This is a genomic window from Acidocella facilis ATCC 35904 (assembly GCF_000687875.1).
Classification (GTDB): domain Bacteria; phylum Pseudomonadota; class Alphaproteobacteria; order Acetobacterales; family Acetobacteraceae; genus Acidocella; species Acidocella facilis.
The window spans coordinates 230,561-256,735 of the sequence record NZ_JHYG01000001.1 but is presented as its reverse complement, the minus strand read 5'-3'; the positions used below and the strand labels follow the sequence as shown (position 1 = coordinate 256,735).

General features: G+C 65.1%; 26 protein-coding genes. 6 read left to right on the top strand and 20 right to left on the bottom strand.

Going from position 1 to position 26,175, the window contains the following annotated elements; translation table 11 throughout:
* Positions 1-19 precede the first annotated feature (19 nt).
* Positions 20-367, top strand: a complete 348-nt coding sequence (locus tag T331_RS20365; RefSeq protein ID WP_244876870.1) for an MFS transporter — start codon at positions 20-22, stop codon at positions 365-367.
* A 159-nt stretch (positions 368-526) separates the two neighbouring features.
* Here the strand turns inward: T331_RS20365 and T331_RS20245 are convergent, their stop codons facing one another.
* Complete coding sequence (locus T331_RS20245) at positions 527-700, bottom strand: hypothetical protein (protein ID WP_211248658.1); 174 nt, start codon at positions 698-700, stop codon at positions 527-529.
* A 132-nt stretch (positions 701-832) separates the two neighbouring features.
* Here T331_RS20245 and T331_RS0101310 point away from each other — a divergent pair, with 132 nt between their 5' ends.
* Positions 833-2,449, top strand: a complete 1,617-nt coding sequence (locus T331_RS0101310; RefSeq protein ID WP_035178725.1) for an acyl-CoA dehydrogenase family protein — start codon at positions 833-835, stop codon at positions 2,447-2,449.
* Between the two features lie 9 nt (positions 2,450-2,458).
* Here T331_RS0101310 and T331_RS0101305 read toward each other — a convergent pair whose 3' ends face one another.
* Genes T331_RS0101305 through T331_RS0101285 form a run of 5 tightly spaced genes read right to left on the bottom strand, consistent with a single transcriptional unit; the run spans position 2,459 to position 7,247 of the window.
* The gene (locus T331_RS0101305; protein WP_026438729.1) at positions 2,459-3,235 is read right to left on the bottom strand and encodes an NAD-dependent epimerase/dehydratase family protein; all 777 of its coding nucleotides are present in this window, start codon (positions 3,233-3,235) and stop codon (positions 2,459-2,461) included.
* Entirely contained in the window at positions 3,235-4,077 is an 843-nt protein-coding gene (locus T331_RS0101300; protein ID WP_008493025.1) for an ABC transporter permease, read from the bottom strand. The genes T331_RS0101305 and T331_RS0101300 overlap by 1 nt, the downstream gene beginning before the upstream one ends.
* A gap of 5 nt (positions 4,078-4,082) precedes the next feature.
* On the bottom strand, positions 4,083-5,003 hold the full coding sequence (locus T331_RS0101295; protein ID WP_051621991.1) for an ABC transporter permease: 921 nt from the start codon (positions 5,001-5,003) through the stop codon (positions 4,083-4,085).
* Between the two features lie 8 nt (positions 5,004-5,011).
* Entirely contained in the window at positions 5,012-6,079 is a 1,068-nt protein-coding gene (locus T331_RS0101290; RefSeq protein WP_026438727.1) for an ABC transporter ATP-binding protein, read from the bottom strand.
* A 28-nt stretch (positions 6,080-6,107) separates the two neighbouring features.
* Positions 6,108-7,247: an extracellular solute-binding protein gene (locus T331_RS0101285; RefSeq protein WP_008493020.1), complete on the bottom strand. Its 1,140-nt coding sequence runs from the start codon at positions 7,245-7,247 to the stop codon at positions 6,108-6,110.
* Positions 7,248-7,618: 371 nt separating this feature from the next.
* Here T331_RS0101285 and T331_RS0101280 point away from each other — a divergent pair, with 371 nt between their 5' ends.
* Positions 7,619-8,866 (top strand): carbohydrate porin, encoded by a 1,248-nt coding sequence (locus tag T331_RS0101280; protein ID WP_244876869.1) that lies wholly within the window; start codon positions 7,619-7,621, stop codon positions 8,864-8,866.
* Positions 8,867-9,035: 169 nt separating this feature from the next.
* Here T331_RS0101280 and T331_RS16930 read toward each other — a convergent pair whose 3' ends face one another.
* Entirely contained in the window at positions 9,036-9,428 is a 393-nt protein-coding gene (locus T331_RS16930; protein WP_035178719.1) for an MAPEG family protein, read from the bottom strand.
* 102 nt (positions 9,429-9,530) lie between these two features.
* On the opposite strand from T331_RS16930, the gene T331_RS18955 reads away from it, so the two are divergent.
* Entirely contained in the window at positions 9,531-10,118 is a 588-nt protein-coding gene (locus T331_RS18955; RefSeq protein WP_026438724.1) for a hypothetical protein, read from the top strand.
* Between the two features lie 6 nt (positions 10,119-10,124).
* Here the strand turns inward: T331_RS18955 and topA are convergent, their stop codons facing one another.
* From topA to T331_RS0101235, 6 genes are read right to left on the bottom strand one after another with little or no spacing between them, the layout of a single operon-like run.
* A complete protein-coding gene (gene topA, locus T331_RS0101265; RefSeq protein ID WP_026438723.1) occupies positions 10,125-12,827 on the bottom strand; it encodes a type I DNA topoisomerase in 2,703 nt (900 codons plus the stop codon).
* Between the two features lie 45 nt (positions 12,828-12,872).
* Complete coding sequence (gene dprA, locus T331_RS0101260; RefSeq protein ID WP_026438722.1) at positions 12,873-13,970, bottom strand: DNA-processing protein DprA; 1,098 nt, start codon at positions 13,968-13,970, stop codon at positions 12,873-12,875.
* The gene (locus T331_RS18950) at positions 13,963-14,337 is read right to left on the bottom strand and encodes a hypothetical protein (RefSeq protein ID WP_008493013.1); all 375 of its coding nucleotides are present in this window, start codon (positions 14,335-14,337) and stop codon (positions 13,963-13,965) included. The genes dprA and T331_RS18950 overlap by 8 nt, the downstream gene beginning before the upstream one ends.
* Positions 14,334-14,927, bottom strand: a complete 594-nt coding sequence (gene plsY / locus T331_RS0101245; protein WP_026438721.1) for a glycerol-3-phosphate 1-O-acyltransferase PlsY — start codon at positions 14,925-14,927, stop codon at positions 14,334-14,336. The genes T331_RS18950 and plsY overlap by 4 nt, the downstream gene beginning before the upstream one ends.
* Positions 14,924-16,165 carry a dihydroorotase gene (locus T331_RS0101240; RefSeq protein ID WP_407637422.1) on the bottom strand — a complete coding sequence of 414 codons (1,242 nt, stop codon included), beginning with the start codon at positions 16,163-16,165 and terminating at the stop codon, positions 14,924-14,926. The genes plsY and T331_RS0101240 overlap by 4 nt, the downstream gene beginning before the upstream one ends.
* Positions 16,166-16,191: 26 nt before the next feature.
* The gene (locus tag T331_RS0101235) at positions 16,192-17,115 is read right to left on the bottom strand and encodes an aspartate carbamoyltransferase catalytic subunit (RefSeq protein ID WP_026438719.1); all 924 of its coding nucleotides are present in this window, start codon (positions 17,113-17,115) and stop codon (positions 16,192-16,194) included.
* 103 nt (positions 17,116-17,218) lie between these two features.
* Between T331_RS0101235 and T331_RS16920 the strand changes: the two genes are divergently transcribed.
* Both T331_RS16920 and T331_RS18945 read left to right on the top strand, forming a co-directional pair.
* Positions 17,219-17,626 (top strand): OmpA family protein, encoded by a 408-nt coding sequence (locus T331_RS16920; protein WP_051621989.1) that lies wholly within the window; start codon positions 17,219-17,221, stop codon positions 17,624-17,626.
* A gap of 676 nt (positions 17,627-18,302) precedes the next feature.
* Positions 18,303-19,490, top strand: a complete 1,188-nt coding sequence (locus T331_RS18945) for a Hint domain-containing protein (protein ID WP_162173869.1) — start codon at positions 18,303-18,305, stop codon at positions 19,488-19,490.
* A 146-nt stretch (positions 19,491-19,636) separates the two neighbouring features.
* On the opposite strand, the gene T331_RS0101220 is transcribed toward T331_RS18945, so the two are convergent.
* The 7 genes from T331_RS0101220 to T331_RS0101190 are packed head-to-tail and all read right to left on the bottom strand — an operon-like array spanning position 19,637 to position 26,144.
* Positions 19,637-20,425: an MBL fold metallo-hydrolase gene (locus T331_RS0101220; protein WP_026438718.1), complete on the bottom strand. Its 789-nt coding sequence runs from the start codon at positions 20,423-20,425 to the stop codon at positions 19,637-19,639.
* Positions 20,422-21,201, bottom strand: a complete 780-nt coding sequence (locus tag T331_RS0101215; RefSeq protein ID WP_026438717.1) for a TatD family hydrolase — start codon at positions 21,199-21,201, stop codon at positions 20,422-20,424. Before T331_RS0101215 ends, T331_RS0101220 begins: the two co-directional genes overlap by 4 nt.
* Positions 21,201-22,727, bottom strand: coding sequence for a methionine--tRNA ligase (gene metG, locus T331_RS0101210; protein ID WP_026438716.1), 1,527 nt, complete (start codon positions 22,725-22,727; stop codon positions 21,201-21,203). Before metG ends, T331_RS0101215 begins: the two co-directional genes overlap by 1 nt.
* A complete protein-coding gene (locus T331_RS0101205; protein WP_026438715.1) occupies positions 22,724-23,692 on the bottom strand; it encodes a DNA polymerase III subunit delta' in 969 nt (322 codons plus the stop codon). The genes metG and T331_RS0101205 overlap by 4 nt, the downstream gene beginning before the upstream one ends.
* Positions 23,692-24,312 (bottom strand): dTMP kinase, encoded by a 621-nt coding sequence (gene tmk / locus T331_RS0101200; protein ID WP_026438714.1) that lies wholly within the window; start codon positions 24,310-24,312, stop codon positions 23,692-23,694. Before tmk ends, T331_RS0101205 begins: the two co-directional genes overlap by 1 nt.
* Positions 24,313-25,185 (bottom strand): septal ring lytic transglycosylase RlpA family protein, encoded by an 873-nt coding sequence (locus T331_RS16910; protein ID WP_051621984.1) that lies wholly within the window; start codon positions 25,183-25,185, stop codon positions 24,313-24,315. It lies immediately after the preceding gene.
* Complete coding sequence (locus tag T331_RS0101190; RefSeq protein ID WP_026438713.1) at positions 25,182-26,144, bottom strand: lytic murein transglycosylase; 963 nt, start codon at positions 26,142-26,144, stop codon at positions 25,182-25,184. Before T331_RS0101190 ends, T331_RS16910 begins: the two co-directional genes overlap by 4 nt.
* Positions 26,145-26,175: the final 31 nt, after the last annotated feature.

Sequence of the window (26,175 nt, the reverse complement as noted above, 5' to 3'; positions counted from 1 at the left end):
GCTTCTCTCATTTGTCTCTTTGCCCATCCGGGGGATCGTCGCCGCGCATCTCATCGTCGCCTGGGGCGTTTATCCGGTGCAGATGCTGGATGGCATCGGCGCCGGCTTGCAAAGCGTCGCGGTCCCTAGCCTGGTGGCGCGCATCCTCAATGGCACCGGCCGGGTGAATGTCGGCCAGGGGGCGGTGATGACGGTTCAAGGCATCGGCGCCGCCTTAAGCCCGGCGATCGGCGGATGGATCGCCGAGGCGCTGGGATATCCCACGATGTTTACAATATTAGGGGGGTTCGCGTTGGTCTCGCTGGCGCTCTGGATCGGCTTCGCCCGCCAGCTAAGGCCTGCTTGCGACCACAGCTTTGACCCCTGAGCGCGAGGCCTCCTCCATAATCGCGACCGACGATCGCCCATTTTTCGCCATTTGCTGGTTTGATTGTGAGGTGGCGTCGGAGTGGTCCGGCGCGAATTCATGGAGTCTGTCTTGAAGCGTCTCATTTTCGTAGTCCCCCTTCTCGCCATCATCGGGTCCTCACCGGCCTTCGCCGCCGGATGCGTGTCCGGCGCGGCCGTGGGGGCCGTTGCCGGGCATTATGCCGGCCATCATGCCGTGCTTGGGGCTGTCGGCGGCTGCATCGCGGGTCATGAGCTGAAAAAGCGCCAGAAGAGGCAGGCGCACGAGCAGCAAATGCAGCGCCAGCAGCAAGGCAATTTTTGAACGGCGCCGCAGTGGCGGCGCCTGAATTTGGAGCCGCCCGCGGGCGATTATGATGTGACGATTATGATGTGACCAGGGGCCTGAAAACATATAAGCTGGAGCCAAAGCCTGGAGGACACCATGCAAGGCGCGCCCACGCACGAGGTGCTGAACCAGCCCCCGCCCTTGGAGGATTTCAACGCCTGGACAAATGATGAGGCGCTGCGCGACGCCGTGAAAACCTATGGCGGCGGCTGGGCGGCGCCACGGCTTTGCGCCTGCGGCTGGCATGTGGGGTCGGCCCGGGTGCTGGAGCTGGCCCGGCAGGCCAACCGCTTCACGCCGGAATTGCGGACCCATGACCGTTACGGGCACCGGATTGACCAGGTGGCCTTCCACCCGGCCTGGCATGAGCTGATGGGCATGGTGCGGGCGGATGAGGTGCATGCCCTGGGCTGGACCGACCAGCGCCCCGGCGCCCATGTGGCGCGCGCGGCGCTGTCTTATCTCTGGGCGCAGGGCGAGGCCGGGGTAGGGTGCCCGGCGGCGATGACATTCGCCTCCCTGGCTGCCTTGCGCCATGCCCCGGCGCTGCTGGCGCGGTTCCAGCCCGGCATCTTGTCTCCCGGCTACGATCCCCGCCCCTTGCCGCCGGCGCAGAAGGCGGCGCTGACCGTGGCCATGGCGATGACGGAGAAACAAGGCGGCTCCGATCTGCGGCAGGTGCAGACCCAGGCCACCCATCAGGGCGGGGATATGTACGAGCTCACCGGGCATAAATGGTTCTTCTCCGTGCCGGTGGCGGATCTGTTCCTGACCCTGGCGCGCACCCCGGCCGGGCCGACCTGCTTTCTGGCCCAAGGCTGGCGCGATGCGGGCGGGCGCAATTTCCTGGCCTTGCAAAGATTGAAGGATAAATGCGGCAACCGCTCCAACGCCTCGGCGGAGGTCGAGTTCCGGGGGCTGGAGGCCAGGATTGTCGGGGTGGAGGGGCGCGGCATCGCGACCATTCTGGAGATGGCGCATCTGACCCGGCTGGAATGCGCGCTGGGCAGCGCCGGGCAGATGCGCCAGGCGGTGCGGCTGGCGGCGCATCACGCCGCGCATCGCAGCGCCTTTGGGGCTGATCTCGCCGCCCAGCCGGCGATGGCGAATGTGCTGGCGGATCTGGCGCTGGAGGCCGAGGCGGCAATGTGGCTGGCGATGCGGGCGGCGGCGGCTCTGGATGCCGCCAGCCGGGACGAAAGCGAGCAGATACTGGTCCGGTGCCTGGCGCCGATCGCCAAATATTTTATCTGTAAACGCGCCCCCATGGTGGTGGCCGAGGCGCTGGAATGCCATGGCGGCAATGGCTTTATCGAGGAGCATGACATCGCCCGGCTCTACCGGGACGCGCCGCTGAACGGGCTGTGGGAGGGCTCCGGCAATGTCATCTGCCTGGATGTGTTGCGCGCGCTCTCCCGCCAACCGGAGGGGCTGGCGCTGTTACGCGACGAAATCGGCAAGGCCAAGGGCGCCAACAAGGCGCTGGATGCCTGGCTCGCCGCCCCGCTGCCGCCCTTTGAGGCGCGCAATGCCCGGCGTTTGACCGAGCAGCTGGCCCTGGCCCTGGCCGCCAGCCTGCTGCTGCGCCACGCCCCCGGCTTCGTGGCCGAAGCCTATTGCGCGACGAGGCTTGGCGGGGATGGCGGGCAGGCGCTCGGCACCTTGCCGGCCGGGGTCGATTTCACCCCGATCATGCGGCGCATGTCGGGGTGAGGGGAGCCTTCAGGTCACGTCCGCGAGGGCGAAGCTGCCGCCCTGGAAGCGCCAGCCCGGATCATGCCCGCGCAAAATCTCCTCGGCATAATCCTCGGCATTCTGCTTCGGCGCATAGCCCAGCGCGGCGGCTTCGGCATTGTCCCACCAGGACCGGGTATTGGCGGAAACACCCCAGACCGTGAGGCAGCCGACATCCGGCACCGTGGCGGCGCGCCAGACCAGATCCTCCAGATCGTCATAGCCCAGCCAGGTGGAGAGATGGCGCGGCTCGGTCGGCCGCTCGATGGCGCTGCCGATCCGCAGCGAGACCGTCTCGATCCCGAACTTGTCGAAATAAAGCTGCCCCATCGCCTCGCCCCAGACCTTGGAGAGGCCATAATTGCCGTCCGGGCGGACCTTGTCGGCCAGGGTCAAGCGCTGCCCGGCCGGGTACATGCCGATCGTATGGTTGGAGGAGGCGAAGACGATCCGCTTCACCTGGTGCCGCCGCGCCCCCTCATAGAGGCGCTGCAGCGCGACCAGATTATTCTGGATGATCTCCGCCAGCGGCTTCTCGACCGAGCTGCCGGCGAGATGGATCACCGCGTCAGCACCGGCCAGCGCCGCATCCACCACCGCATCCTCGCGCAGATCGCCACCCAGCACCCGCTCCTCGGGCGAGACGGGTTTCGGCAGGCGATGCCCGGCGGCGGTGAGCACCGCCCCCCGGGCGATCAGACGCGGGCGCAGCACCAGGCCCAGCGCGCCGCCGGCCCCGGTGAGGGTGAGTTTGGGCCCGGCCATCAATGCGCCGCCGATTTTTTGGAGCGCCCGACGATCTGGGTGGGATCGACGAAGCGCAGCGCGATGATCAGGCAGACCAGGCTGGTGACCATATAGATCACCGCCATCGCGTCGATCGTCTGGTTGGCGCGCATGCCGGCCGCGAACACCGAGTAATAGAGCGCCACAACCAGCGTCTGGTTGCCCGGCCCGGCGGTGAGGAAGGTCAGCTCGAACAGGCCGATCGTGCGCACCAGCACCAGCACCAGGGCCGCCAGGATGCCGGGCAGCAGCAGCGGCACCATCACCGTGCGGAACAAGGCCCAGGTGCCGGCGCCGAAGACCCGCGCCGCCGCCTCCACCCTGGGGTCGATCTGCTCGATGAACGGCACCAGGATGAAGATCACGAAGGGCACGCTCGGCATCAGATTGGCGAGAATGACGCCGGTGAGGGTGCCGCCGAGGCCGAATTGATACAGCACCGAGGCGAGCGGAATGCCGTAGGTGAAGGGCGGGATGATCAGCGGCAGCACGAACAGCAGCATCACCAGCTTCTTGCCGGGGAAATCCCGCCGCGCCAGCGCATAGGCCGCCGGCACGCCGAGCAGGGCGGAGCCGATCAGCACCGCGCCGGCCACTTCCAGCGTCACCACCAGCACGCCGCCGAGCTGGAAGCTGCTCCAGGATTCGCTGTACCAGCTGGTGGTGAAGCCGTTTGGCAGCCAGGTGGCGAACCAGGAGGTGCCGAGACTATCCACCACCACGCTGAGAATGATGCCGGTCAGGTTGATGATGAAGAAGCCCACCAGCGCCCAGATGGCGATGCGCCAGAGCTTGCCCGCGATTTCGCTTTCGATTTTCATGTGTTTCACCCTTTGCCGCCCGCTGCCGGGCCGCGATAGAGGGCCGCACTGGCCTTCATCACGATGGCGACGACGATGATCTGCACCCCGCCCATGATGATGGCGATGGCCGAGCCCATCGAATAATCATATTGTTCATAGGCCGCGTGATAGGCGGCGATGGCGATGACACGGGTGGGGCCGGAGGGCGAGCCCACCAGCACCGCCGAGGGAAACACCGAGAAGGCCTGCACGAAGGCAAGGCAGAAGGTGATCGCCAGCCCAGCCCCCAGCAGCGGCAGCAGAATATGCCGGAAGCGCGCCGCCGGCCCGGCGCCGAGCATCGACGCCGCCTGTTCCAGCGACGGATCGATGCCGCTGACATAAGACAGAATCAGCATGAAGCAGAAGGGAAAGCCGCTGACAATCTGCGAGAGAAACACGCCGGTGAAATTATGCACCAGCCGCACCGGCGCATCGATGACATGCAGGGTCATCAGAATCCGGTTGAACCAGCCGAGCGGGCCATAGAAATTCAGCATGCCCTGCGCGGTGAGCACCGTGCCCAGCGTCACCGGAATGATGAGGATGGTGGTCAGCAGCCGCTGCTTGCGCAGATGCCGCACCCGCAGCGCGATCGGCACGGAAAGCGCGATATTCACCAGCGTCACCGGCACCGCCAGCTCCAGCGTGGTGAAGATAGTGCCATAGACGTAACGGTCGCTGAAGAATGAGATGTAGTTGCCGAAGCCGAACACGCCGTTGGCGTTCATCGGGTGCAGGGACAGCCAGAAACCGTAGAGCGCCGGATAGACGAACAGTGCCAGCACGAACAAAAGCGCTGGCATCAGCAGCAGGGTCGTCACATCCAGCCCGCGGCGGGCCAGACGCTGGGACAGGCTCACACGGTCGGGCGCGGCGGGGGCGGTGAGGGGGGCGCGTTCCATGGCCGCACTCATGCCGCCCTCGCGGGATAGACCAGCACACGCTCGGCCGGCGCGCCCAGGCGCAGCGCCTCGCCCGGCTGCACCGGGATATCGGAGCGGAACCAAAGCTCCATGCCATCCTGGGTGCGGGCCAGGCCGTAGAAATCCCGGCCACGATATTCGGCGGAGATCACCGAGGCGGCGATCGGCCCGTCCGTGGAGGGGGTCAGATCCTCCGGGCGCAGGGCGGCGATCACATCGCGGCCATTGCCGGGCTCGACCGCCAGACCGGCGATGCGCGCGGTGCCCACGCGCATGCTCAGCCGGCCATTTTCTTCCGTCTCCGCCTCGGCCTTCAGCAGGTTGCGATAGCCCATGAACTCCGCCACATCGGCATGGGCCGGGCGGGCGTAAAGCTCCTGCGGCGTGCCGACCTGACGCACCTCGCCATCGCGCAGCACCACGATGCGGTCCGCGAGCGACAGCGCCTCGTCCTGGTCGTGCGTTACGTAGATGGTGGAGCAGCCGATCATGTTATGGATGCGCCGGATTTCCGCGCGCATTTCCAGACGCAGCTTGGCATCGAGATTGGACAGCGGCTCATCCATCAGCACCAGCGGCGGTTCGACGACGATGGCGCGGGCGATCGCGACGCGCTGCTGCTGGCCGCCCGAAATCTGGCCGGGCAGCTTGTCCGCCTGCTTGGTCAAACGCACCAGCGCCAGCGCCTCCTCGACCTTGGCGTCGATCACCGCCTGCGGCTGCTTCTGCATGCGCAGGCCAAAGCCGATATTCTTGCGCAGCGACATATGCGGAAACAGCGCATAGTTCTGAAACACCATGCCAAAACCGCGATCTTCCGGCTTCAGATGGTCGATGCGGTTATCATCCACCCAGATGCTGCCGCCGGTGAGCGGCAGCAATCCGGCGAGGCAGTTCAGGGCCGTCGACTTGCCGCACCCGGAAGGCCCCAGCAAGGCGATGAACTCGCCCCGCTTGATGGTGAGGGAAATATCCTTGAGCGCGTTCAGCCCGCCAAAGTCGCGGCGCATGCGCTCAAGCCTCAGTTCCCGGAAATTCTTCGCGGAAATCGTCATAACCCTTGAACTCCTCGTTGGTCTTTTATCAGGACGCGGTGATCACGCCGATCTGCTGGTCCCAGCGGCCGAGCGCATAGACGAGATCGTCAGCGTTCAGCGGCATGTAGGTGGGGGCGCTGGCGATCATCTGATCGTACCAGGGGCGGCCGAATTTCGCGATCACATCCTGGCTCTTCTGCGGCGCCATCGACAGCGGCACATTCTTCACCGCCGGGCCGGGATAGAAATAGCCCTCGTCATAAGTCACCGCCTGCTGCGCCGGCTGCAGCATGAAATTCATCAGATCCAGGATCACAGCCAGCTTTTCCGGTTTGATGCCCTTCGGCACCGCCATGTACTGGGCATCGCAGACGATGATCTGGTTATCGAACTTCGCGACCTCGACCGAGGCCGGCACCACGCCCAGGGCACGCGGGTTGATGTCCCAGCCGGTCTGGGTCGGCGTCATCGCGCGCAGGCCCGAGCCCAACTCCTGCATCACGGTGCCGGTGCCGGAGGGGTAATATTCGATGGTCTTGCCCAGCTCCGCCATGAAGGCCCAGGTCTTGTCCCAGCCCTTGCGCGGGTCACGCGGGTTGGAATCGCCCAGCAGATAGGGCAGGCCCATCATGAAGATGCGCGCCGGGCCGGAGTTCTCGGGCCGGGCATAGATGAATTTCTTCGGATTCGCCTTGGCCCAGGCGAGCATGTCGGCGGTCGTCGTCGGCACCTGCTTGACCATCGCCGGGTTGTATTCGATCAGCGGCCCGGCGGGGCAGAACACCACTTCCAGCGCATGGTCCTGGGCGAAATTCTGCATCTGCAGCGCATGCGGCTGATAGATCGCGGACGGGTTGGGCAGGGCGCTGGCGTAATTGGGGAAAAGCGGCATCCAGATGCCCTGCTTCAGGCCGGCGGAAAGCGCGTCGATCCCGGTCAGCACCATGTCGATATCCAGCCGCCCGGCCTGCTGCTCGGCATGCAGCTTGCCCGGCAGTTCCGGCGCCGGCGCCTTGCTGTATTCGATGTGCGACACCAGATGCGGCTTCTGCTTCAGATAAGCGTCGAAAGCCGGGCGGGTGAGGGCCAGCGTGCCGGCCACGTCGACGATGCTGAGGCTCACCGGCGAGGACGGCAGGGCCGGCGCTGCAGCGCGCGCCACGCCGCTCAACCCAGCCGCCGCCATGCCACCCAAAACCGTTCTGCGCGAGAATTTTTCTGATATCATGTTCCGTTTCCCTTTTGCCCAGTTGCATGGGCTTATTGCGACTCCGCCACGCGGCGCGCGGCCGTGGCGCATAAAAGGACAGCGCCGAAAATATGTCAACTCATTTTACGACTAAACAAATTTCGGCGCGCTGCCAAAAATGCTTTTAAAAACTAAAGAATACGAGACACGGAAAAAAGCCTGTAAACTAAGAGATAATTATATTTGACATATTTTGTCCGGCTTTGTACGTCATCAGAGCGCGAATTCCGCGTGAAAGCAAAAACAATGCTGGGAGCATGTTCATGATTGCCCGAGATTTGTCATACAAATTTACCAAATTACGAGCTGTGTTGCTGGGGGGGCTCGGCCTTGCCGCGATTTCAGCCGGCGCCGCCCAGGCCTATACATGGCAGGACTGGATGAACCAGAAAACCATGACCGGGAACTGGAATGGCGGGCGCACCCGGCTTGCCGCGGACGGGATCGATTTCACCGCAGGTTATGTCGGCGAGCTGGCGAGCAGTGCTTCCGGCGGCAAGCGCCAGGGCAGCGATCTCGCCTCGCAATTTTATTACGGTTTCAAGGCGGATCTCGGCAAGCTCGCCGGGCTGAACGGCACCACGCTGACGGTCGGTTTCAACAGCCGCGTCGGGCGCAATACCTCGGCCGATTATACCGGCAACAAGCTCGCGGTGCAGGAAGTTTACGGCGCCGGCGAGACGACGCGCATCGTCGAGGTCAGCCTGACCCAGAAGCTTTTCCACGACCAGGTCGAGCTCAAAGGCGGCTTCTACCCGATGGGCAATGATTTCGCCGGCATCGCCTATGGCTGCGACTTCCAGAATGTCGGCTTCTGCGCCCATCCGCAGAATCTGCCGAACGCCTCTGGCTGGTCCGATAACCCGACCGGAAAATGGGGCGGTCGCGTCAAGCTGAACTTCACCCCGGACGCCTATCTCGAAGCCGGTGTCTATGACGTCAATCCAACCTACGGCAATCCGGGCAATGGGTTGAAAATGTCCACCTCCGGCTCCACCGGGGCGCTGATCCCCGTCGAGGCGGCCTACAAGACGCATTTCGGCGGCCTGCCCGGCGAATATAAGGTTGGCGCCTATTACGATACCAGCAACGCCGCCTCCGTCACCAACGCCTCGGACCTCCAGAACGGGCGCTATGGGTTTTACGCGATCGGCGACCAGATGCTGATGAGCTTTGGCGGGCCCAAGCGCGGGCTGATCGCCATCGCCATGGTCTCCTATTCCGACCCCAGCACCGCTTTGTTCCAGGGCTCGGTTCTTGGCGGGCTGGAAGCGCGCGGCCCCTTCGCGGCGCGGCCGAACGATTACATCAATGTCGGCTATGTGCGGGCCATCATCAATCACCGCGCGATCGACGCGAAGGAAGCCGCCTCGCATGGGACGCTGACGGATCTGTCCACGGGTGAGGGCGTGATCGAAGCCGGTTACGGGTTCCAGGCCGCGCCGTGGTGGATCATCCATCCCAACGTGCAATATGTGATGGACCCCGGCACCTTCTCCTACAAGCATTACGCCAATGCCTGGGTGTTTGGGCTGGAGACCAAGCTGACCTTCTGACCTGACGCGACGATACCGCCTTCAGGGCAATATCTGTGTAGGCTGACGCGCCAGCGCCACGATCAACAGATGAGATTGCTCGCGACGACCAAAGCTAGAGCGTTCCGCGTGCCCATGGGCACGCGGAACACTCTGGCTTTTTCTTTGCGGGAGATTTCAAGCAGCTGATCTAGATCGCCAGATAAACCGCCTCCAGACTGGCGCCAACCAGCACCGCCAGCGTCAACAGCGCGCCGGCCGCGCGGCTTTTATTCGGGGCGGGCAATTGCATGCCGAACACATGCGCCACCCGTGCCGCCACCAGCACCCAGCCGGCCTTCACCACCAGCCCGGCCGGCGCCCCGCCATAGAGATCTCCGGCCAGCAGCAGCAAGCACAGCGGCACATATTCGGCGAAATTCGCATGGGTGCGCACGGCCACCAGCAACGCCTGATGCTCCGGCCCGCCAGTCCCCAGCTTCACCCCCGCCTTGAAGCGCTGGGAAAACACATTCGCGGTGAGCAGCGCGAACAGCCCGCCCAGCACGCCAGCACTGGCCAAGAGCCCGTGAAATCCGTTCATCCTTACCTCCGAGTCTGCAAAAACCTTATAAAATTACGCGAAATTCCGCCACATCGGCGCCGGCAATGGCTATATTGACCTTATTGCTGAGGAGGACGCGACATGGCGAAGCTCGACCCGCACACCCCATCCGGCCCCGCCTTCATGGGCGCCAATTTCGATCCTGAGGCCGCGATGCGGCAATTCCAGGCCCGCACCGCCAATCTGTTGCAGGCACAGGAGCGTCTGTTCCAGGGGCTGGGGGCGGCGATGCGCGCGCAGATGCGCTTCAGCCAGGAATATCTGGCCAGCCGGATGACGCTGATGCAGTGGAACCAGCTCGACCCCACCCATGTCTCGGACCTGGTGCAGCGCGATATCGAACAGGCTCAGGCGCTGGCGAAGGAAATCTCCGACGAGCTGCGCGAGAGCTTCACCGAGGCCAGCACCTTGCTGCGCACCATCCCGGCCCCGCGCAAAGCCGCCGAGCCGACCTCGCCGGAGCCGGCGCGGGAGGTGCATGAGACCTCCACGTCCAAGGCCCGGACTGCCGAGTTGGCGACAACCGCGCCGAAAACCCAAATCAACAAGCCCGTTGCGGCAAGCGCGGCAACGCCCGTGCCTCAGGATGAGGAAGCGCCCGCCCCGGTGGCAAAAGCCCGTCCCGCGCCGCGCCCGGTCAGCCGGGCGCGCTCCAAGCCGAGCGCCTGACCCGGTTCAGCCGGCCGTTTTCGCGGCCGGCGTCTTGGCTGCCGGCTTTTTGGCAGGCGCGGCCTTCGCGGCCGGTTTCTTCGCAGCGGGCTTTTTCGCAGGCGCCTTGGCAGCGGGCGCTTTCGCCGTATCCTTGGCGGGTGCGGCCTTCTTCGCAGCCGGCGCCTTCTTCGCTGGCGCCTTCGCCCCCTTCTTGCCGCGCGGCGCCAGCGTTTTGCCCTTCTCGGCCAGCAGCGCCACCGCCTCATCCAGCGTCACCGCCGTCATCTCCACCCCACGCGGCAGGTTGGCGACGACATTGCCCCATTGCGCATATGGCCCGAAGCGGCCCTTGCGCACCAGCACCTCCGCCCCATCCTTCGGATGCGCGCCGATGCTCTTGATGCTGTCCTGCTTTTTGGCGATCAGCTCCATCGCCCGGTTCAGCCCCATATGCAGAACGCTGTCATCGCGGTCCATGGAGGCGAACAGCGCGCCCATTTTCACATAAGGCCCGAAGCGGCCGATATTCGCCTCGATCTTCTGACCTGTCTCCGGGTGCAGCCCGATCAGCCGCGGCAGGGAGAGCAGCCCCAGCGCCTCTTCCAGCGTCAGCGTCGCCCCTTCCATGCCGCGCGCCAGCGAGGCGCGCTTGGGCTTGGCCTTCTTATCCTCAGGGTCCGGCTCGCCCTGCTGCACATAGAGCCCGTAAGGACCACGGCGCAAAGTGATATCCTCGCCCGTATCCGGATGCTGGCCGAGCAGGCGCATGCCATCCTTCAGCGCATCACTCTCGTCATCCCCGCCCTCGACAGCGAGTTTGCGGGTATATTGGCAGGTCGGGTAGTTCGAGCAGCCGATGAAGCTGCCAAACCGCCCGAGCTTCAGCCCAAGCCGGCCCTCGCCGCAGGCGGGGCAGAGGCGCGGATCCGTCCCATCCTCGCGGGTGGGGAAGAAATGCGGGCCGAGATCGGCGTCCAGCGCGTCGATCACGTCCGAGATTTTCAGATCCTTGGTCTGCGCCACGGCGGCCGAGAAATCATCCCAGAAGGCGCGCAGCACCGCCCGCCAATCCTCATTGCCCTCGGCGATCTGGTCGAGCTGCTCTTCGAGATTGGCGGTGAAGCCGGTATCGACATAGCGCGCGAAGAAGCTGGTGAGGAAGGCGGTAACCAGCCGGCCGCGATCCTCAGGGATGAAGCGCCGCGCTTCCAGCTTCACATAATTGCGGTCGCGCAGCACCGAGAGGATGGAGGCGTAGGTGGAGGGCCGGCCGATGCCCAGCTCTTCCATCTTCTTCACCAGGCTGGCCTCCGAGAAGCGCGGCGGCGGCTGGGTGAAATGCTGGCTGGCGGTGACGTCCCGGGTCTTGGCCGGGTCGCCCTTGGCGATCGGCGGCAGGATGCGGCTATCCTCATCCTGCTGATCGGACGGGTCGTCCTGGTCCTCGCGGTAGAGCTTCAGGAAGCCATCGAAGGCCAGCACGGAGCCGGTGGCGCGCAGGGTCTGGCCCTTGCCGTCGGTCAGGTCCACCGCCGTCTGGTCCAGCTCGGCCGGGGACATCTGGCAGGCCAGAGCGCGCTTATAGATCAGGTCATAGAGCTTCGCCTGCTCGGCATTCAGCATGCGCGCGACTTTTTCGGGCTTCAGCGCGATATCGGTCGGGCGGATCGCCTCATGCGCTTCCTGGGCATTCTTGGCCTTGCTCTGATAGATGCGCGGGGCCACCGGCACATAGGCCTCGCCGAATTCGGCCTGGATCTGCTTGCGCATGGAGGACACCGCCTCCTGCGCCAGCTGCACGCCGTCGGTTCGCATATAGGTGATCAGACCCACCGTATCGCCGCCGATCTCGACACCCTCATAAAGCTGCTGGGCCAGGCGCATGGTCTGCTGGGAGGAGAAGCCGAGCTTGCGGCTGGCCTCCTGCTGCAGGGTGGAGGTGATGAAGGGTGGCGGCGGCGAGCGGCGGGTGCGCTTTTTCTCGACATTCGCGACGTTGAACGTCCCGGCCTTCACCGCCGCCTCGGCGGCGCGGGCGGAGACCTCGTTATTGAGGTCGAACTGTTCCAGCTTCTTGCCCTGGTAATGGGTCAGCCGGGCAGGGTAGGGGGCGCCGGTCGGGGTCAGCATCGAAGCTTCCACCGTCCAGTATTCCCGCGCCTTGAACACTTCGATCTCGGCTTCGCGCTCGCAGATCAGCCGCAGCGCCACGGATTGCACCCGCCCAGCCGAGCGGCTGCCCGGCAGCTTGCGCCAGAGCACCGGCGAGAGGGTGAAGCCGACCAGATAATCCAGCGCCCGGCGGGCCAGATAGGCCTCGATCAGCGGGGTATCGAGATCACGCGGATGCGCCATCGCGTGTTTGACGGCGCTTTTGGTGATCTCGTTGAAGGTCACCCGGCGAACCTTCACGCCCTTCAGCGCGTTGCGCTCGGCCAGGGCCGTCTGCACATGCCAGGAAATTGCCTCGCCCTCGCGGTCCGGGTCGGTCGCCAGATAGAGCGTGCCGGCGCCCTTCAGCGCCTTGGCGATTTCGGAGAGCTGCTTGGCGCCGCGGTCATCGGCCTGCCAGTCCATGGCGAAATCCTCGTCCGGGCGGACGGAGCCATCCTTCGGCGGCAGGTCGCGCACATGCCCGAAACTCGCCAGAACCTTATAGGAATCGCCCAGATATTTATTGATCGTCTTGGCTTTGGAGGGAGATTCGACGACGACGATATCAGTCAACTGGCCGTTCCATTCATTCGTCTTGCCGCTGCGAGGGCAGCGTCTTTAAGGGTCTTCCAGGCTGATGATCCTGTCGCCCGGCAGGCTTTCCGCCCGCCCGGCCAGCTCCAATTCCAGGATCACCGCCCTTATTGCTGGGATCGACAGTTGGCAGCGCCGGGCTATCTCGTCAACTCTGGCCCCCTCGCGGCTCAGCAATGGCGGGATGGCGGCGCGGGCGCGGGCCAGCTCCTGCGGGTCCGGTGTGGCGATGATCGGCGGCGGCTTTGGGGCGGCGAACCCGGCCGGGGACGGCGTGGCGCGCAGATTGGCGAGCACATCCTGCGCGGTTTCGGTGAGATGCGCGCCCTGGCGTAGCAGGTCATTGCCGCCGGCGGAGCGCGGGTCCAAAGGCGAGCCGGGCACGGCGAAAATCTCCCGCCCGGCCTCGGCGGCAAGGCGCGCGGTGAGCAGCGTGCCCGAGCGCGCCGCCGCCTCGATCACCACCAGCCCCTGGCAGAGCCCGGCGATGATGCGGTTGCGCTTGGGAAAATGCCGGCCGAGCGGGGCGGTGCCGAGCGGCGCCTCGGCCACCACCACGCCGCCCTGGGCGATGCGGCGTTGCAGATCGGCATTCTCGGGCGGGTAGGGCACATCCAGCCCGCCGGCGATGACGGCGATGGTTCTGCCCGCCCGCAGCGCGCCCTGATGCGCGGCGCTGTCAATGCCGCGCGCCAGCCCAGAGATGATGGGCAGATGCACCGCCAGCTCCGCCGCCAGCAGCTCCGCCAGCCGCATCCCGTTCAGCGAGGCGTTGCGGGCGCCGACAATGCCGATGCCGGCGTCGCTGAGCAGGGCCACATCGCCCAGCACGGCGAGGGCGGCGGGGGCGTCCGGCAATTCCGCCAAGGCCGGCGGGTAGCCGGGCTGGCCGAGAAAGAGAAACCGGCCGCCAATTTTTCGTAGCGCTGCGATTTCGCGCTCGATTTCGGCGGTGGGCGGGATGCGCGGCGGGGTGACGCGGCCGCCGGCAAGGGCCAGGCCGGGTAGGGCGTCCAGCGCCGCCGCCGGATCATCGAAGCGCTGCAAAAGCCGGCGATAAGTGATCGGCCCGACGCTCTCGGTGCGGGCCAGACGCAAAAACCCGAGAGCAGACTCAGCCATTCGCCTTCAGGATGGCGACCAGCTCCGGCAGCTTGGCGGGCGGGACGATCCAGGCGCCGACCGGCGTACCCTCATGGTAAAAGCCGGCGATGACGCCGCAGCCGGGCGATTGCGCGGCCAGCACCGCCTCGGACTGGCCAGGGCCATTGCCGGAGACCAGCGCGCCGATCTGGTCGAACCCCGGCGCGGTCACATTGACAAAGCCGGGGGCGGCCATGCCGGTGCCAATCGTGATCCAGAGCGGGCCGGTGGGGGCGGCACAGCTGCCGGCATTGAAGATATGAATGCGGTCGGCCTGGAAATGGCTGATCGCCAAGGCGGGCGCCGCCGCCAGCAGCCAGAGCGCGAAGGGAAAAGCGCGTTTCATGCGGCTGCCTTTCCGCCGATCCGCGGCTCCTCGCCACGCAACAGGCGCTGGATGTTGGGCTTATGCTTCCAGAACACCAGGGCCGAGATGATCAGCACCGCCTCGGCCGCCAAGGGCCCGTCCAGCAGCAAGGCCGCAACCGGCGCCACGGCGTAGGCGATGAGGGCGGAGAGAGAGGAATAGCGCAGCGTGAACGCCACCAGCAGCCAGATGGCGCAGCAGATGACGCCCAGCGGCCAGATCATGCCATAGAACGCGCCCAAGCCGGTGGCGACCCCCTTGCCGCCCTTGAAGCGCAGCCAGACCGGAAACAGATGCCCCAGCACCGCCGCGATGCCGGTGACCAGCACGCCATGATGCCAGGCGAGCTTCACCACCATCACCGCGACGAAGCCTTTCAGCGCGTCGAGCAACAGGGTCGCCGCCGCCAGCTTCTTGTTGCCGGTGCGCAGCACGTTGGTGGCGCCGATATTGCCCGAGCCGATGGACCGGATATCGCCGAGCCCGGCCAGCCGGGTGAGCAGCAGCCCGTAAGGCACGCTGCCCATCAGATAGCCGAAAATCGCAACGCCAAGATAAGACAGAATCACCCGTACACCCTCCGCCCGGCTTTCCAGGTGCCCAGCACCACGCCTTCCAGGGCCCGGCCATCGAACGGCGTGTTCTGCGCCTTGCCCGGAAGTTTCCCGGCCTGAACCTGCCAGGATTTTTCGGGATCGAAAAGACAGAGATCGGCGGGCAGGCCCTTGGCGATGCGCCCGGCCTCGATGCCCAGCCAGGCGGCGGGCTTGGCGGTGAGCAGAGCCAGCGCCTGGGGCAGAGAGAGATCGCCATTCTGCACCCGTGCCAGCGTCACGCTGAGCAGCGTGGCGAGGCCGCAGCCGCCGGGGGCGGCCTCGGCGAAAGGCTGGCGCTTGTCATCGGCATCGCGCGGCTGGTGGTCGGAGGCGATGGCGTCGATGGTGCCGTCCTTCAGCGCTTCCACCACGGCCAGACGGTCGGCTTCCACCCGCAGCGGCGGGGACAGCTTGGCATAGGTGCGGTAATCACCGATGGCGGTTTCGTTCAGGTCGAAATAAGGCGGGGCGGTGTCGCAGGTGATGTTCAGCCCTTTCTCCTTGGCGCGGCGGATATGCTCCAGCGCCTCGGCCGTGGTCACATGCGCGAAATGCAGCGCGCCATTGGTGAGTTCAGCCAGCCGGATGTCACGGGCCACGCAGATCGCCTCGGCGGCGGCATAGACGCTGGGCAGGCCCATCCAGGTGGCGCGGGGGCCGGCGGTGGCGGCCGCCCCACGAGCCAGCTCCACATCCTCAGGATGCTGGACGATGCGCATGTCAAAGCCCGAGGCATAGAACAGCGCCAGCCGCATGGTGCGCGAGGAGGCGATGGCTTTGGAACCGTCGGTAAAGGCCACCGCGCCGGCGGCCTTCATCAGCCCGTATTCGGCCAGCTCCTTGCCCTCCAGCCCGCGCGTGGCGGCGCCATAGGGCAGCAGAGTGAGGCTGCCGGTTTCCTCTCCGCGCGAACGCAGGAAGCGCACCAGGGCGGGATCGTCGATTACCGGATCGGTCTCTGGCAGCACGGCGATGGAGGTGATGCCACCGGCGGCGGCGGCCTGCGCGGCGCTGGCGATGGTCTCGCGATATTCAAAGCCCGGCTCGCCGATGGCGGCGCGCAGATCGACCAGGCCGGGGCAGAGGATGGCGCCCTCTGCCTCGATGATCTCAGCGCCGTCCGGATTGCCCAGAGAGGGCCCGAAATCGGCGATCTTGCCGTCCTGCACCAGCAGCTCGCCTTCATGCAGGCTCTGCGCTGACGCATCCAAATATCGGATTTTACGAAATAAAGTGCTCAATGGTTGCTCCGCGCGCAGGTTTCCAGAACCGCCATGCGGACGGCCACACCCATTTCCACCTGTTCCTTGATCAGCGAGCGGGCGGCATCGTCCGCCACCTCGCTATCGATCTCCACCCCCCGGTTCATCGGGCCCGGATGCATCACCAGCGCATCCGGCTTGGCATAGGCCAGCTTCTTGCGGTCCAGCCCGTAGAAGGCGAAATATTCGCGGCTTGAGGGGATCAGCCCGGCGGTCATGCGCTCTTTCTGCAGGCGCAGCATCATCACGATGTCCGCACCTTTCAGCCCTTCTTCCATGTCGTGGAAAATCTCCACGCCATTCACGCCGATCGAGCCCGGCACCAAGGTCGGCGGGCCGACCAGGCGGACGAAATTGCCCATCATCGTCAGCAGCAGGATATTGGAGCGGGCGACGCGGGAATTCAGCACATCGCCGCAGATGGCGACGGTGAGGCCGGAGATCCGGCCCTTGTTGCGGCGGATGGTCAGCGCATCCAGCAGCGCCTGGGTCGGGTGCTCATGCGTGCCATCCCCGGCATTGATCACCGAGGCCCCGACCTTCTGCGCCAGCAGGGCAGGGGCGCCGGAGGATTTGTGGCGCACCACCAGCAGATCGCAATTCATCGCGTTCAGCGTGGCGGCGGTGTCCAGCAGCGTCTCTCCTTTGGTGACGGAGGAGGTGGCGACGGACATGTTCACCACGTCAGCCCCCAGCCGGCGCCCGGCCAGCTCGAAGCTGGTGCGGGTGCGGGTGCTATCCTCGAAGAACAGATTGATGAGGGTGCGGCCGCGCAAACTGTCGCGTTGGGTTTTGCCGGAGCGGTTCAAAAGCGCGTAGCTTTCGGCCAGATCCAGCAGATTGGTGACGGAGGCCGGGTTGAGCCCCTCGATCCCGAGCAGATGTTTCAATGACGCCATGGCGAGCCGCCTTAGACCATAATCCAGCCCGCCAGGGAATGCGCCAGTTGATTTTTTGGCCCGGCTCCTGAAATGATGTATTGCAAAGCAATACGGGGGCTCGATGAAAAAACTTCTGATTCTCAGCGTTCTGGCCGGTTTGGCCGGGTGCGCCGAACTCGAGGGGCCGGTCGGCCCGCCGCCGCCGGCAACCCCTGTGTTTTTCCAGCCATTCTCCGCCGCGCTCGACCAGCCGGCGCTGACCACCATCGCCACCATCGCCAAGGCCGCCAATGAGCAGCCCGATGCGCCGGTCACCGTTATAGGGGCGGCGGATAGTGTCGGCGACCCGCGGGCCAATCTGTATCTGTCCAAAACCCGGGCCCAGGTGGTGGCGGACCAGCTGGTGGCGGATGGCGTGGATCGCGCCAGGCTGCGGATCCATGCGCGCGGCGAAATCCGGCCCACGAGCGAGGCGCCAGGGGCGCCGGTGCAGGCGGCGCGGCGGGTGCTGGTCGAAATCGGGCACTGAAGGAAGGCGGCTTCGGCCGCCTTTTTCACGCCTCAGTAAAACGCAGAATCTATATTATGGAAAGTAAGCATGCCGGCGGCGTTACGGCGGGCCGGCGGGGCGTGTGAGGATCATCACTGAACGCTGAGCAACCGGCGCGGCGCGCACACCCCCATGGACGCCATAGGCCTTACGGCTGTCTTTGTCCTCGGCTTAATCCTCGCCGCGTGCTGGAGTCATTCGTTAACATATCGAAGTCTTTAAAGATTTTTTACGGCTTTTGTTAACGTATAAATCTAACCAGATCCGTGGCTTTAAATTTGTTTTTACACGAACCACTTCGCCACTTCCGCCCTCAAAGGCGGGGGTTATTACCGCCTGGAAACCCAAAGCGCCGCATCAATGACGAATAGATCGCCTTTTTTACTTCATCTATGGCCATAAACCCTACCATTTCATAAACTTTTATTTAGGACAATTGTCTTGATCCGCCCGCAAATGTAGGCCGAATATGCTTCGGTATCGATATATTGATCGATTCACGGCGGGTAAATGTTAGTTATCTAATCGCGTCTTGGTCACGGTTATGTTTTGAAGCCGTCGCGGATGTGCGCCTATCGTTAGAGAGCTGACCTGGAGCCGTAAAACCAGTTTGGGGAGAAAAAAGATGGCGAATTACGGTACAGGCACTTTTGACTTGACTGGGGTTATCCTCCCGGTGACCGCGGCGGCGGATACCAACTCCACGACGACGTTCAACCTGATCGGCCTGCTGGACACCTTCAACATCTACTCCGCCGCCGGCTCGTCGGTGACGGTCAACAACAATGTCGACGTCGCCAACACTCTCAATCTCTACACCAATGGCGGCAGCCTGACGCTGGCCTCCTCGGTCGGGGCGCTGGGTGCCACGACTGTCAACATCAATGGCGGCTCCTTCACCATTGCCTCCAGCCTGATTTCCGCACAGCTCCTGTCGAATACCGTGCTGAGCTTCGGCAGCAGCGGCGGTACCGCCGTGTTCGGCTCAACGAGCAGCGGCCTGCTCAATCTGAGCCTGGTCTCGGTCTTCGGCCCGATCCAGAATTTCGTCGCCGCGACCGACAAGCTGGACGATCCGGCGCTGAATTTCACCAATGTCACCGGCTACACGATCTCCGCCGTTTCCGGCCAGGCCGGCGTGCAGCAGATCGTCGTCAACGCCAATAATGGCGGCAGCTTCACCTTCGATGTCACCGGCGCCGGGCTGACCAACGGCACCTACAGCACCACCAATGGCCCGCTTTACCTGGTGTCCGACGGTACCGGCGGCACCATCATCGAGGCGGCCTGTTTCCTCACCGGCACGGCGATTTCCACCCCCCATGGCGAGGTGGCCGTTGAGAGCCTGAAGATTGGCGATCTGGTGCTCACCGATACGGGCGAAGCGGTGCCGGTGCGCTGGATCGGCACGCGCCGCGTCTCGCCGCGCTTCGCGGACCCGGTGCGCAGCCTACCCATCCGCATCGCCGCCGGCGCCCTGGGCGACGGGCTGCCGCGGCGCGATCTGCTGATCTCGCCGGATCATGCGCTGCTGGTCGATCATGTGCTGTTGAATGCCGGGGCGATGGTGAATGGCAGCGACATCACCCGTGAGGCGATGAGCGAGATTTTCACCTATTACCATGTCGAGGTGGATGCGCATGAGCTGATCCTCGCCGAAGGTGTTTCGGCGGAGATCTTCATCGACCATGTCGGTCGCATGGCCTTTGATAACTGGGCCGAGCATGAAGCGATTTTCGGTGACACGCCGGAGAAACCCGAAATGGGCTATGCGCGCGTGAAATCCGCGCGCCAGCTGCCGATGGCGCTGCGCCGCCGGCTCGGCATCGCCGCCGCCGCCTGAGCATTCGAGGGGGGGAAGCCGGGGCCAGCGATGGCTCCGGTTTTTTAGAGCAATATCTGTTTAGGTCGACGCGACAGCGTCAACCTAAACACATGAAATTGCTCGCCAAAACAAAGCCTGGAGCGTCAAGCTAAAAGCTTGATGCTCTAGGCGTGAAATTCCATGCCGTCATAGCCGGGCTCGATGCAGTCCGGCAGCGTGCGGCGCAGTTTCGCGTAATCCATCGCAGGGCCCATATGGGTGAGGATGGTGCGCTCGATTTTCAGCGCCTGCACCCAGCCTTGCACGGTGCCAAGCCCGGCATGGGTGGGATGGTTATTGTCCGGGGTGAAGCAATCCACCACCAGGGTTTTCACCCCTTGCAAGGCCTCCATCTGCGCCGGCTCGAAGCGCACCACATCCGTGCAATAGGCGAAATCGCCGATGCGCAGGCCAAGCGAGCGCGAATAGCCGTGATCCTGGTCGATGGGCAAAATCGACAGGCCGAAAAGTTCGAAGGGCGTGCCTGCGACGATGTCATGGGTGAAAAAGGCCGGGCGGCCGAAGAAGCCGCCTTTCCACTCCCTGAACGCGTAGGAGAAGCGCGCGCGCAGCTGCTCCCAGACCGAGGCGATGGCGTAGGCCGGCATCGGCGCTTCCAGAATGCGGTTGAGGATGCGCACATCATCCAGCCCGGCGACATGGTCGGCATGGTCATGGGTGTAGATCACCGCATCGATTTTCGGGATGGCGCAGTTGATGAGCTGTTCGCGCAGATCCGGCCCGGTATCGACGAGGATGCGCAGGCCAGTATCGGTTTCGATGACGATGCTGGGGCGGGTGCGGCGGTTGCGGGGTTCGGCCGGGTCCGCCTGGCCCCAATCGCCACGCCCGTCCGGCCCGCCGATTTGCGGCAGCCCCGCCGAGCCGCCGCTGCCCAGCAGGGTGATTTTCATGAAGCCGCTTTCGGGAACAGGGTGCGGAAATTGCGTGTTGTGAGGGCGGCCAGCGCTTCCTCGGAAAGCCCCCTCACCTCGGCCAGCTTCGCCGCCGTGTAGGCGGTGTAGGCGGGTTCGTTGCGCTTGCCGCGATAGGGGGCGGGGGCGAGGTAGGGGCTGTCGGTCTCCACAAGGATGCGATCCGCCGGGACCATCGCCGCGACCTCGCGGACAGCCTCGCCTTTCGGGAAGGTGATGATGCCGGAGAAGGAGAAATAGCCGCCCAGTTCCATTGCCTGCTCCGCCAGCCAGCGTGAGGAGGAGAAGCAATGCAGCAGGAACTCGAAATGCCCCCCTTCCCTTTCCTCACGTAGAATCCTGGCGATATCCTCATCGGCATCGCGGGCATGGATGCAGATCGGCATCCCGGCCAGGCGGGCGGCGCGGATATTGGCGCGGAAATTCTGTTCCTGCACGTCCTTCGGCGCCTTGTCGTAGAAATAATCCAGGCCGGATTCGCCGATGCCGATGACTTTCGGATGTTCAGCCAGCTTCGCCAGCACCTCCGGCTCCACCACCGGCAGCACATCGGCGGCGTGGTTGGGGTGCACGCCGACACAGGCCCAGACATTCTCATGCGCCTCGGCGATGGCGAGGATCTCGCGGCTTTGCGCCAGCGTCACGCCGATGCTGACCATCTCGCTGACCCCGGCGGCGACGGCGCGGGCGATCACCTCCGCCTGTTCGCCGGGCTGGTTGAAATAATCGAGATGGCAGTGGGAATCGACGAGCATCAGACACCCACGCGCGGGAACAGGCCGGTCGGCGTCGGCAGCGCGGTGCCCTCCGCCAAAGGCACGTCCAGCACGGCCAGCGAACGGGCTTCGTCCAGACCCAGATAATCCAGCAGCTTGCTCATCGTTTCCGGCATGAAGGGCTGCAGCACCACGCCCAGCGTGCGCAGCACCACGCAGAGCGTGTAGAGCACGCTGTTCATGCGATCGAGATCGGTCTTGCGCAGGCTCCAGGGGGCCTGGGAGTCGATATAGCCATCGGCGGCGCGGATCAGGCGCCAGATTTCATCCAGCGCTTCATGGAAGGCGAGCTTGTCCATCGCGGCATGCAGCTTGGCCGGCAGCGCGGCGGCTTCGGCGAGCAGCGCCTCATCCGCCTCGGTCAGCGAGCCTTTCGGCGGCACCGCGGCACCGGCATTCTTGCCGATGAAGGAGAGCGTGCGCTGGGAGAGATTGCCGATGCCGTTGGCGAGGTCCGAATTGATCCGGCGATGCAGAGACTCTTTTGAGAAATCCCCATCATTGCCGAACGGCACCTCGCGCAGAATGAAATAGCGTATCTGGTCCAACCCGTATTCCTGCACCAGCGGCCGCACATCGATGAAATTGCCGAGCGATTTCGACATTTTCTCGCCCTCGACCGTCCACCAGCCATGCGAGAACACCTTCTTCGGCAGCTCCAGCCCGGCGCCCATCAGGAAAGCCGGCCAATAGACGGCGTGGAAGCGGATGATCTCCTTGCCGACCAAATGCAGGCTGGCGGGCCAGAATTTCGCGCGCGGGCCGGACATCTCAGGATAGCCGATTGCGGTGAGATAATTCACCAGAGCATCCAGCCAGACATACATCACATGCTTTTCATCGCCCGGCACCTTCACGCCCCAGGAGAAGGAGGTGCGGGAGATGGAGAGATCATTCAGCCCGCCGCGCACGAAGGACAGGATTTCGTTGCGCTTCGCGGCGGGCGCGATGAAGCCTGGATTTTCCTCATAGAAGGCCAAGAGCCTGTCCTGGAAGGCGCTCAGCTTGAAGAAATAGCTGGGCTCGACCACCCATTCCACCGCAGCACCCGAGGCGAGCGCGTAGCGTGTACCGTCCGGCTTCAGCGCGGTTTCGCTCTCGTCGTAGAAGGCTTCGTCGCGCACCGCGTACCAGCCTTCATAGGCGCCGAGATAGATGAAGCCGTTTTCCTGCAGCTTGCTCCAGATCGCCTGGCAGGCGGCCTTGTGGCGCGGCTCGGTGGTGCGGATGAAATCATCGTTGGAGATGTTCATCGCCTGCGCCATGTCGCGGAAATCGGCCGAGACGCGGTCGGTAAACTCCTGCGGGGCGATGCCGGCATTACGGGCGGCGGCTTCCACCTTCTGGCCATGCTCATCGGTGCCGGTGAGGAAAAACACCTCATCGCCGGCAAGGCGGTGCCAGCGGGCCAGCACGTCGGCGGCGGTGGAGGTGTAAGCATGGCCGAGATGCGGCGCGCCGTTCACGTAGTAGATCGGCGTGGTGATATAAAATGTCTTGCTCATGACCTATGCAACTGTTCCAGCGCCACGAGGATGGCGGCGCGCTTATCCAGGTTCAGTCCTAACACCTCACGCTCCAGTTTTCCAAAATCCTGCCAGAGCGTGACGTTATGGGAGAGGTTGCCCGCCCCGGCGCGGGCGGCGGCACGGGTGCGCGCCGCCAGGCGGGTGCGCAGCAGGGAAAAGAACAGCTCGAACTTGTCGGCCCCTTCCACGCTGCGGGCGACGCTGTCGGCCATCGCCTGGGCGCGGGCGGGGGCAACCGGGGCGTCCAGCGCTTCATCCACCAAAGCGGCGACGGCGACACCGCCGCCCTCCGCCAGGTTCAGCGCATTGCCGATGCTCCCTTCCGCCAGCTCGATCAGCCGGGCCGCATCGGCGTCCGGGGCGTAATCGGCCAGCAAGGCGCGCATCACCGCATCCGGCAGCGGCGACATTGGCAGCACCCGGCAGCGGCTGCGGATGGTGGGGAGCAGCCTTCCCGGGGCGGCGCTGGTCAGCAGCAGGATCGAGCGCGGCGGCGGTTCCTCCAGCAATTTCAGCAGCGCGTTGGCGGCGTTGCTGTTCATGTCCTCGGCGCCATCCACCAGCACCACGCGCCAGCCGCCCTCGGCGGGCGTCAAGCGCATGAAGGCGCTGGCCTCCTGGATCGTGGCGATGACGATTTCGCCTTGCAGCTTCTCGGTCTTGGCGTTGATCCGCCGCTCGACGGTGAAGAAATCCGGATGGGTGCCGGCGGCGATGCGCCGGAACGGGCCGGAGCTTTCGGGGATGGAGAGATCCTCGCTCTGCCCGGCCGCCAGCAGCCAGCGGCCAAAGCGATAAGCCAGGGTCGCCTTGCCGATGCCGGGCGGGCCGGCGAAGAGCCAGCCATGATGCAGCCGCCCGGCGGTGACCGCCGAGCGCAGCGCGTGGATCGCCGCTTCATGGCCGCGAAAATGCGGGTTGGCGCGCGGATCGGGCGGCATCAGCGTCCGGTCCGGGCGCGCAGGGCCGTCCGCATGGTGGCAACCACCGCCTCCGGCGCCGGGCTGGCATCGATGGTGACGACACGCTCAGGCGCGGCGGCGGCGATTTCGGCAAAGCCTGCCTGCACCCGGGCGAAGAAATCGCGGTTCATCTGCTCATAGCGGTCGGTCGCGGCGGCGCGCTGGGCCAGCCGCGCCTGGGCCTGGGCTTCCGGGAGGGCGAGCAAAAAGGTGATGTCCGGCTGAAGCCCGACCAGCTCGATCAAGGCGCGCACCTGGGCAATGGGCACGTTCTGGCCATAGGCCTGATAGGCCATGGTGGAATCATAGAACCGGTCGCAGACGACGATAGCGCCGCGCGCCAGTGCCGGGCGGATCAGCCCGGCCACATGGTCGGCGCGGGCGGCGAAATGCAGCATGGTCTGGGCCAGCGCATCCAAGGGCAGGTCTTGGTTGAGCAGCAGCGCGCGGATCGCCTCCGCCCCCTTGGTGCCGCCGGGCTCGCGGGTGAGCACCACCTCATGCCCCTCGGCCCGCAGCGCCTCGGCGAGGCCGCGGGCGGCGGTGGATTTGCCAGCCCCCTCCCCGCCTTCCAGCGTGATGAACAGACCCTGCGCCACTTACCGGACGATGATCTCAGGGTCGGTCATGCCGGCATTCAGCACATGCTGCAGCGCCTGGTCGGCATCCTCCACCGAATGATAGGGCCCGATATTCACCGCCCAGAGCGTGCGGTCCGCCCCGAACACCGGCACGATGCGCGCCGGCATGCCGTAGAGCCGGGCCATCACCCGCGCCGCGTCGCTTTCGCTGCCATAGCCGGGCAGTTGCACGAAGAGCGGGCCGGGGGCGGGCTGGGCCTGCATCACCTGGCCGGAGAGGGTCGGGCCGGCATTTTGCGGGGCGTTGTCGTTGGCCTGCACCAGCTGATGCGCCACCCCGACCGGCCCGGCACTGCCCGGCGCGCCCAGCGATTGCGCGGTGATGCCGGCGACAGGGGCGGCCTGCAGCTTCGGCCCGGCGCCGAGCGCGCCCTGCAGCGCCGAACTGGCCTGGGCGTTCAGCTTCACCTCGACCTCGACCACGCCGCCGCTTGGAAAATCCAAGAGCCGGGCCACGCGCGGGGTGACGGCGATGACGCGCCCGGGCACGTTCGGCCCGCGCTCATTCACCCGCACCTGCAGCGAACGGCCATTCACCAGATTGGTGATGGTGACGACGCTGGGCAGCGGCAGCACCGGGCTGGCGGCCATCAGCCCGTCAGGGTCATAGAGCTCGTTATCGGCGGTGTAGGGATCGTCCCCATGTTCGATGATGATGCCCAACCCGGTGACGTCATAGGCGCCGAATTCGCGCGGATAGCGCCATTCCCCGCCGACCTGATAGGGGTTGCCGATCGTATAGGTCACCGGCCCCGGGGCGGGCGGTGGCGGCGCCTTGGGCATGCAGCCGGCCAGAAACGCACACAGCCCCAGGATCAGCCGGCTGCTCATGACAGGATCATCCGCCCCAGCGCGCCGACCGCCAGCGCGTAGAAATCGGACGGGTTATAGCGGCGGATCGCCTTGAAATTCTCATAGACCAGGAAGGCCTGGCCGCCGGCGCCATCGGGCAACAGCAAGGCGGCCGGGGTGGCGGCGGAGAGCTGCGGCGCGCCGGGCAGGCGCTGCACGCCGAGTTTTTCCCAATAGCCGATGGTCTGCATGTTTTCGCGCCCGGCCATCGCGGCATTGAAACTGGCCGGGGCCAGCACCGGCTCGGAGGAGGGCGCATCCGCCTGCCAGCCGGCCTTGGCGAGGTAATTCGCCATCGAGGCCAGGGCATCGGCATCGGAATTCCAGATATCCGGCGCGTGGTTGCCGGAGAAGGAGACGGCGGTGGTGAGATAGGTGCTGGGCATGAATTGCGGCTGCCCCATGGCGCCGGCATAGGAGCCGAGCAGATTGGCCACCGGCGCATCGCCGCGCGCCACGATGGTCATCGCCTTGATCACCTCATTGCCGAAATAATGGCTCTGGCGGTCCCAGGCCAAGGTGGTCAGTGCGTCGATCACGTTGAAATCGCCCTGGTTGGCGCCGAAATTCGTTTCCAGCGCCCAGATCCCCAGCATCACATCGGCGGAGACGCCGTAGCGGCTGGTGATGGCGGCGAGCAGGCTGCGCACCTGCGCGTATTTCGCCTTGCCGTTGGCGATGCGGGTCTGGCTCAGCACCCGGCTGGAATATTGCGCCCAGGTCAGGGTGAATTCGGCCTGGTGATGGTCGAGCTTGATCACATCCTGGTTGGGGGTGAGGCTGCCGGTGCTGGCCATGACGATCCGCTCAGGGATGCCCGCCGCCCGCGCGCGCGCCTGCAGCTGCGCCAGAAATTCCGGAAAAGGCTGTGCCGCCCTGCCCGCTCGCGGCAACACCAAAGCGCTGCCAAGCCCCGCCAACATCATGCGTCTGAACATGAGACGGAGTTTGCCACGCGATGCCGCGCCG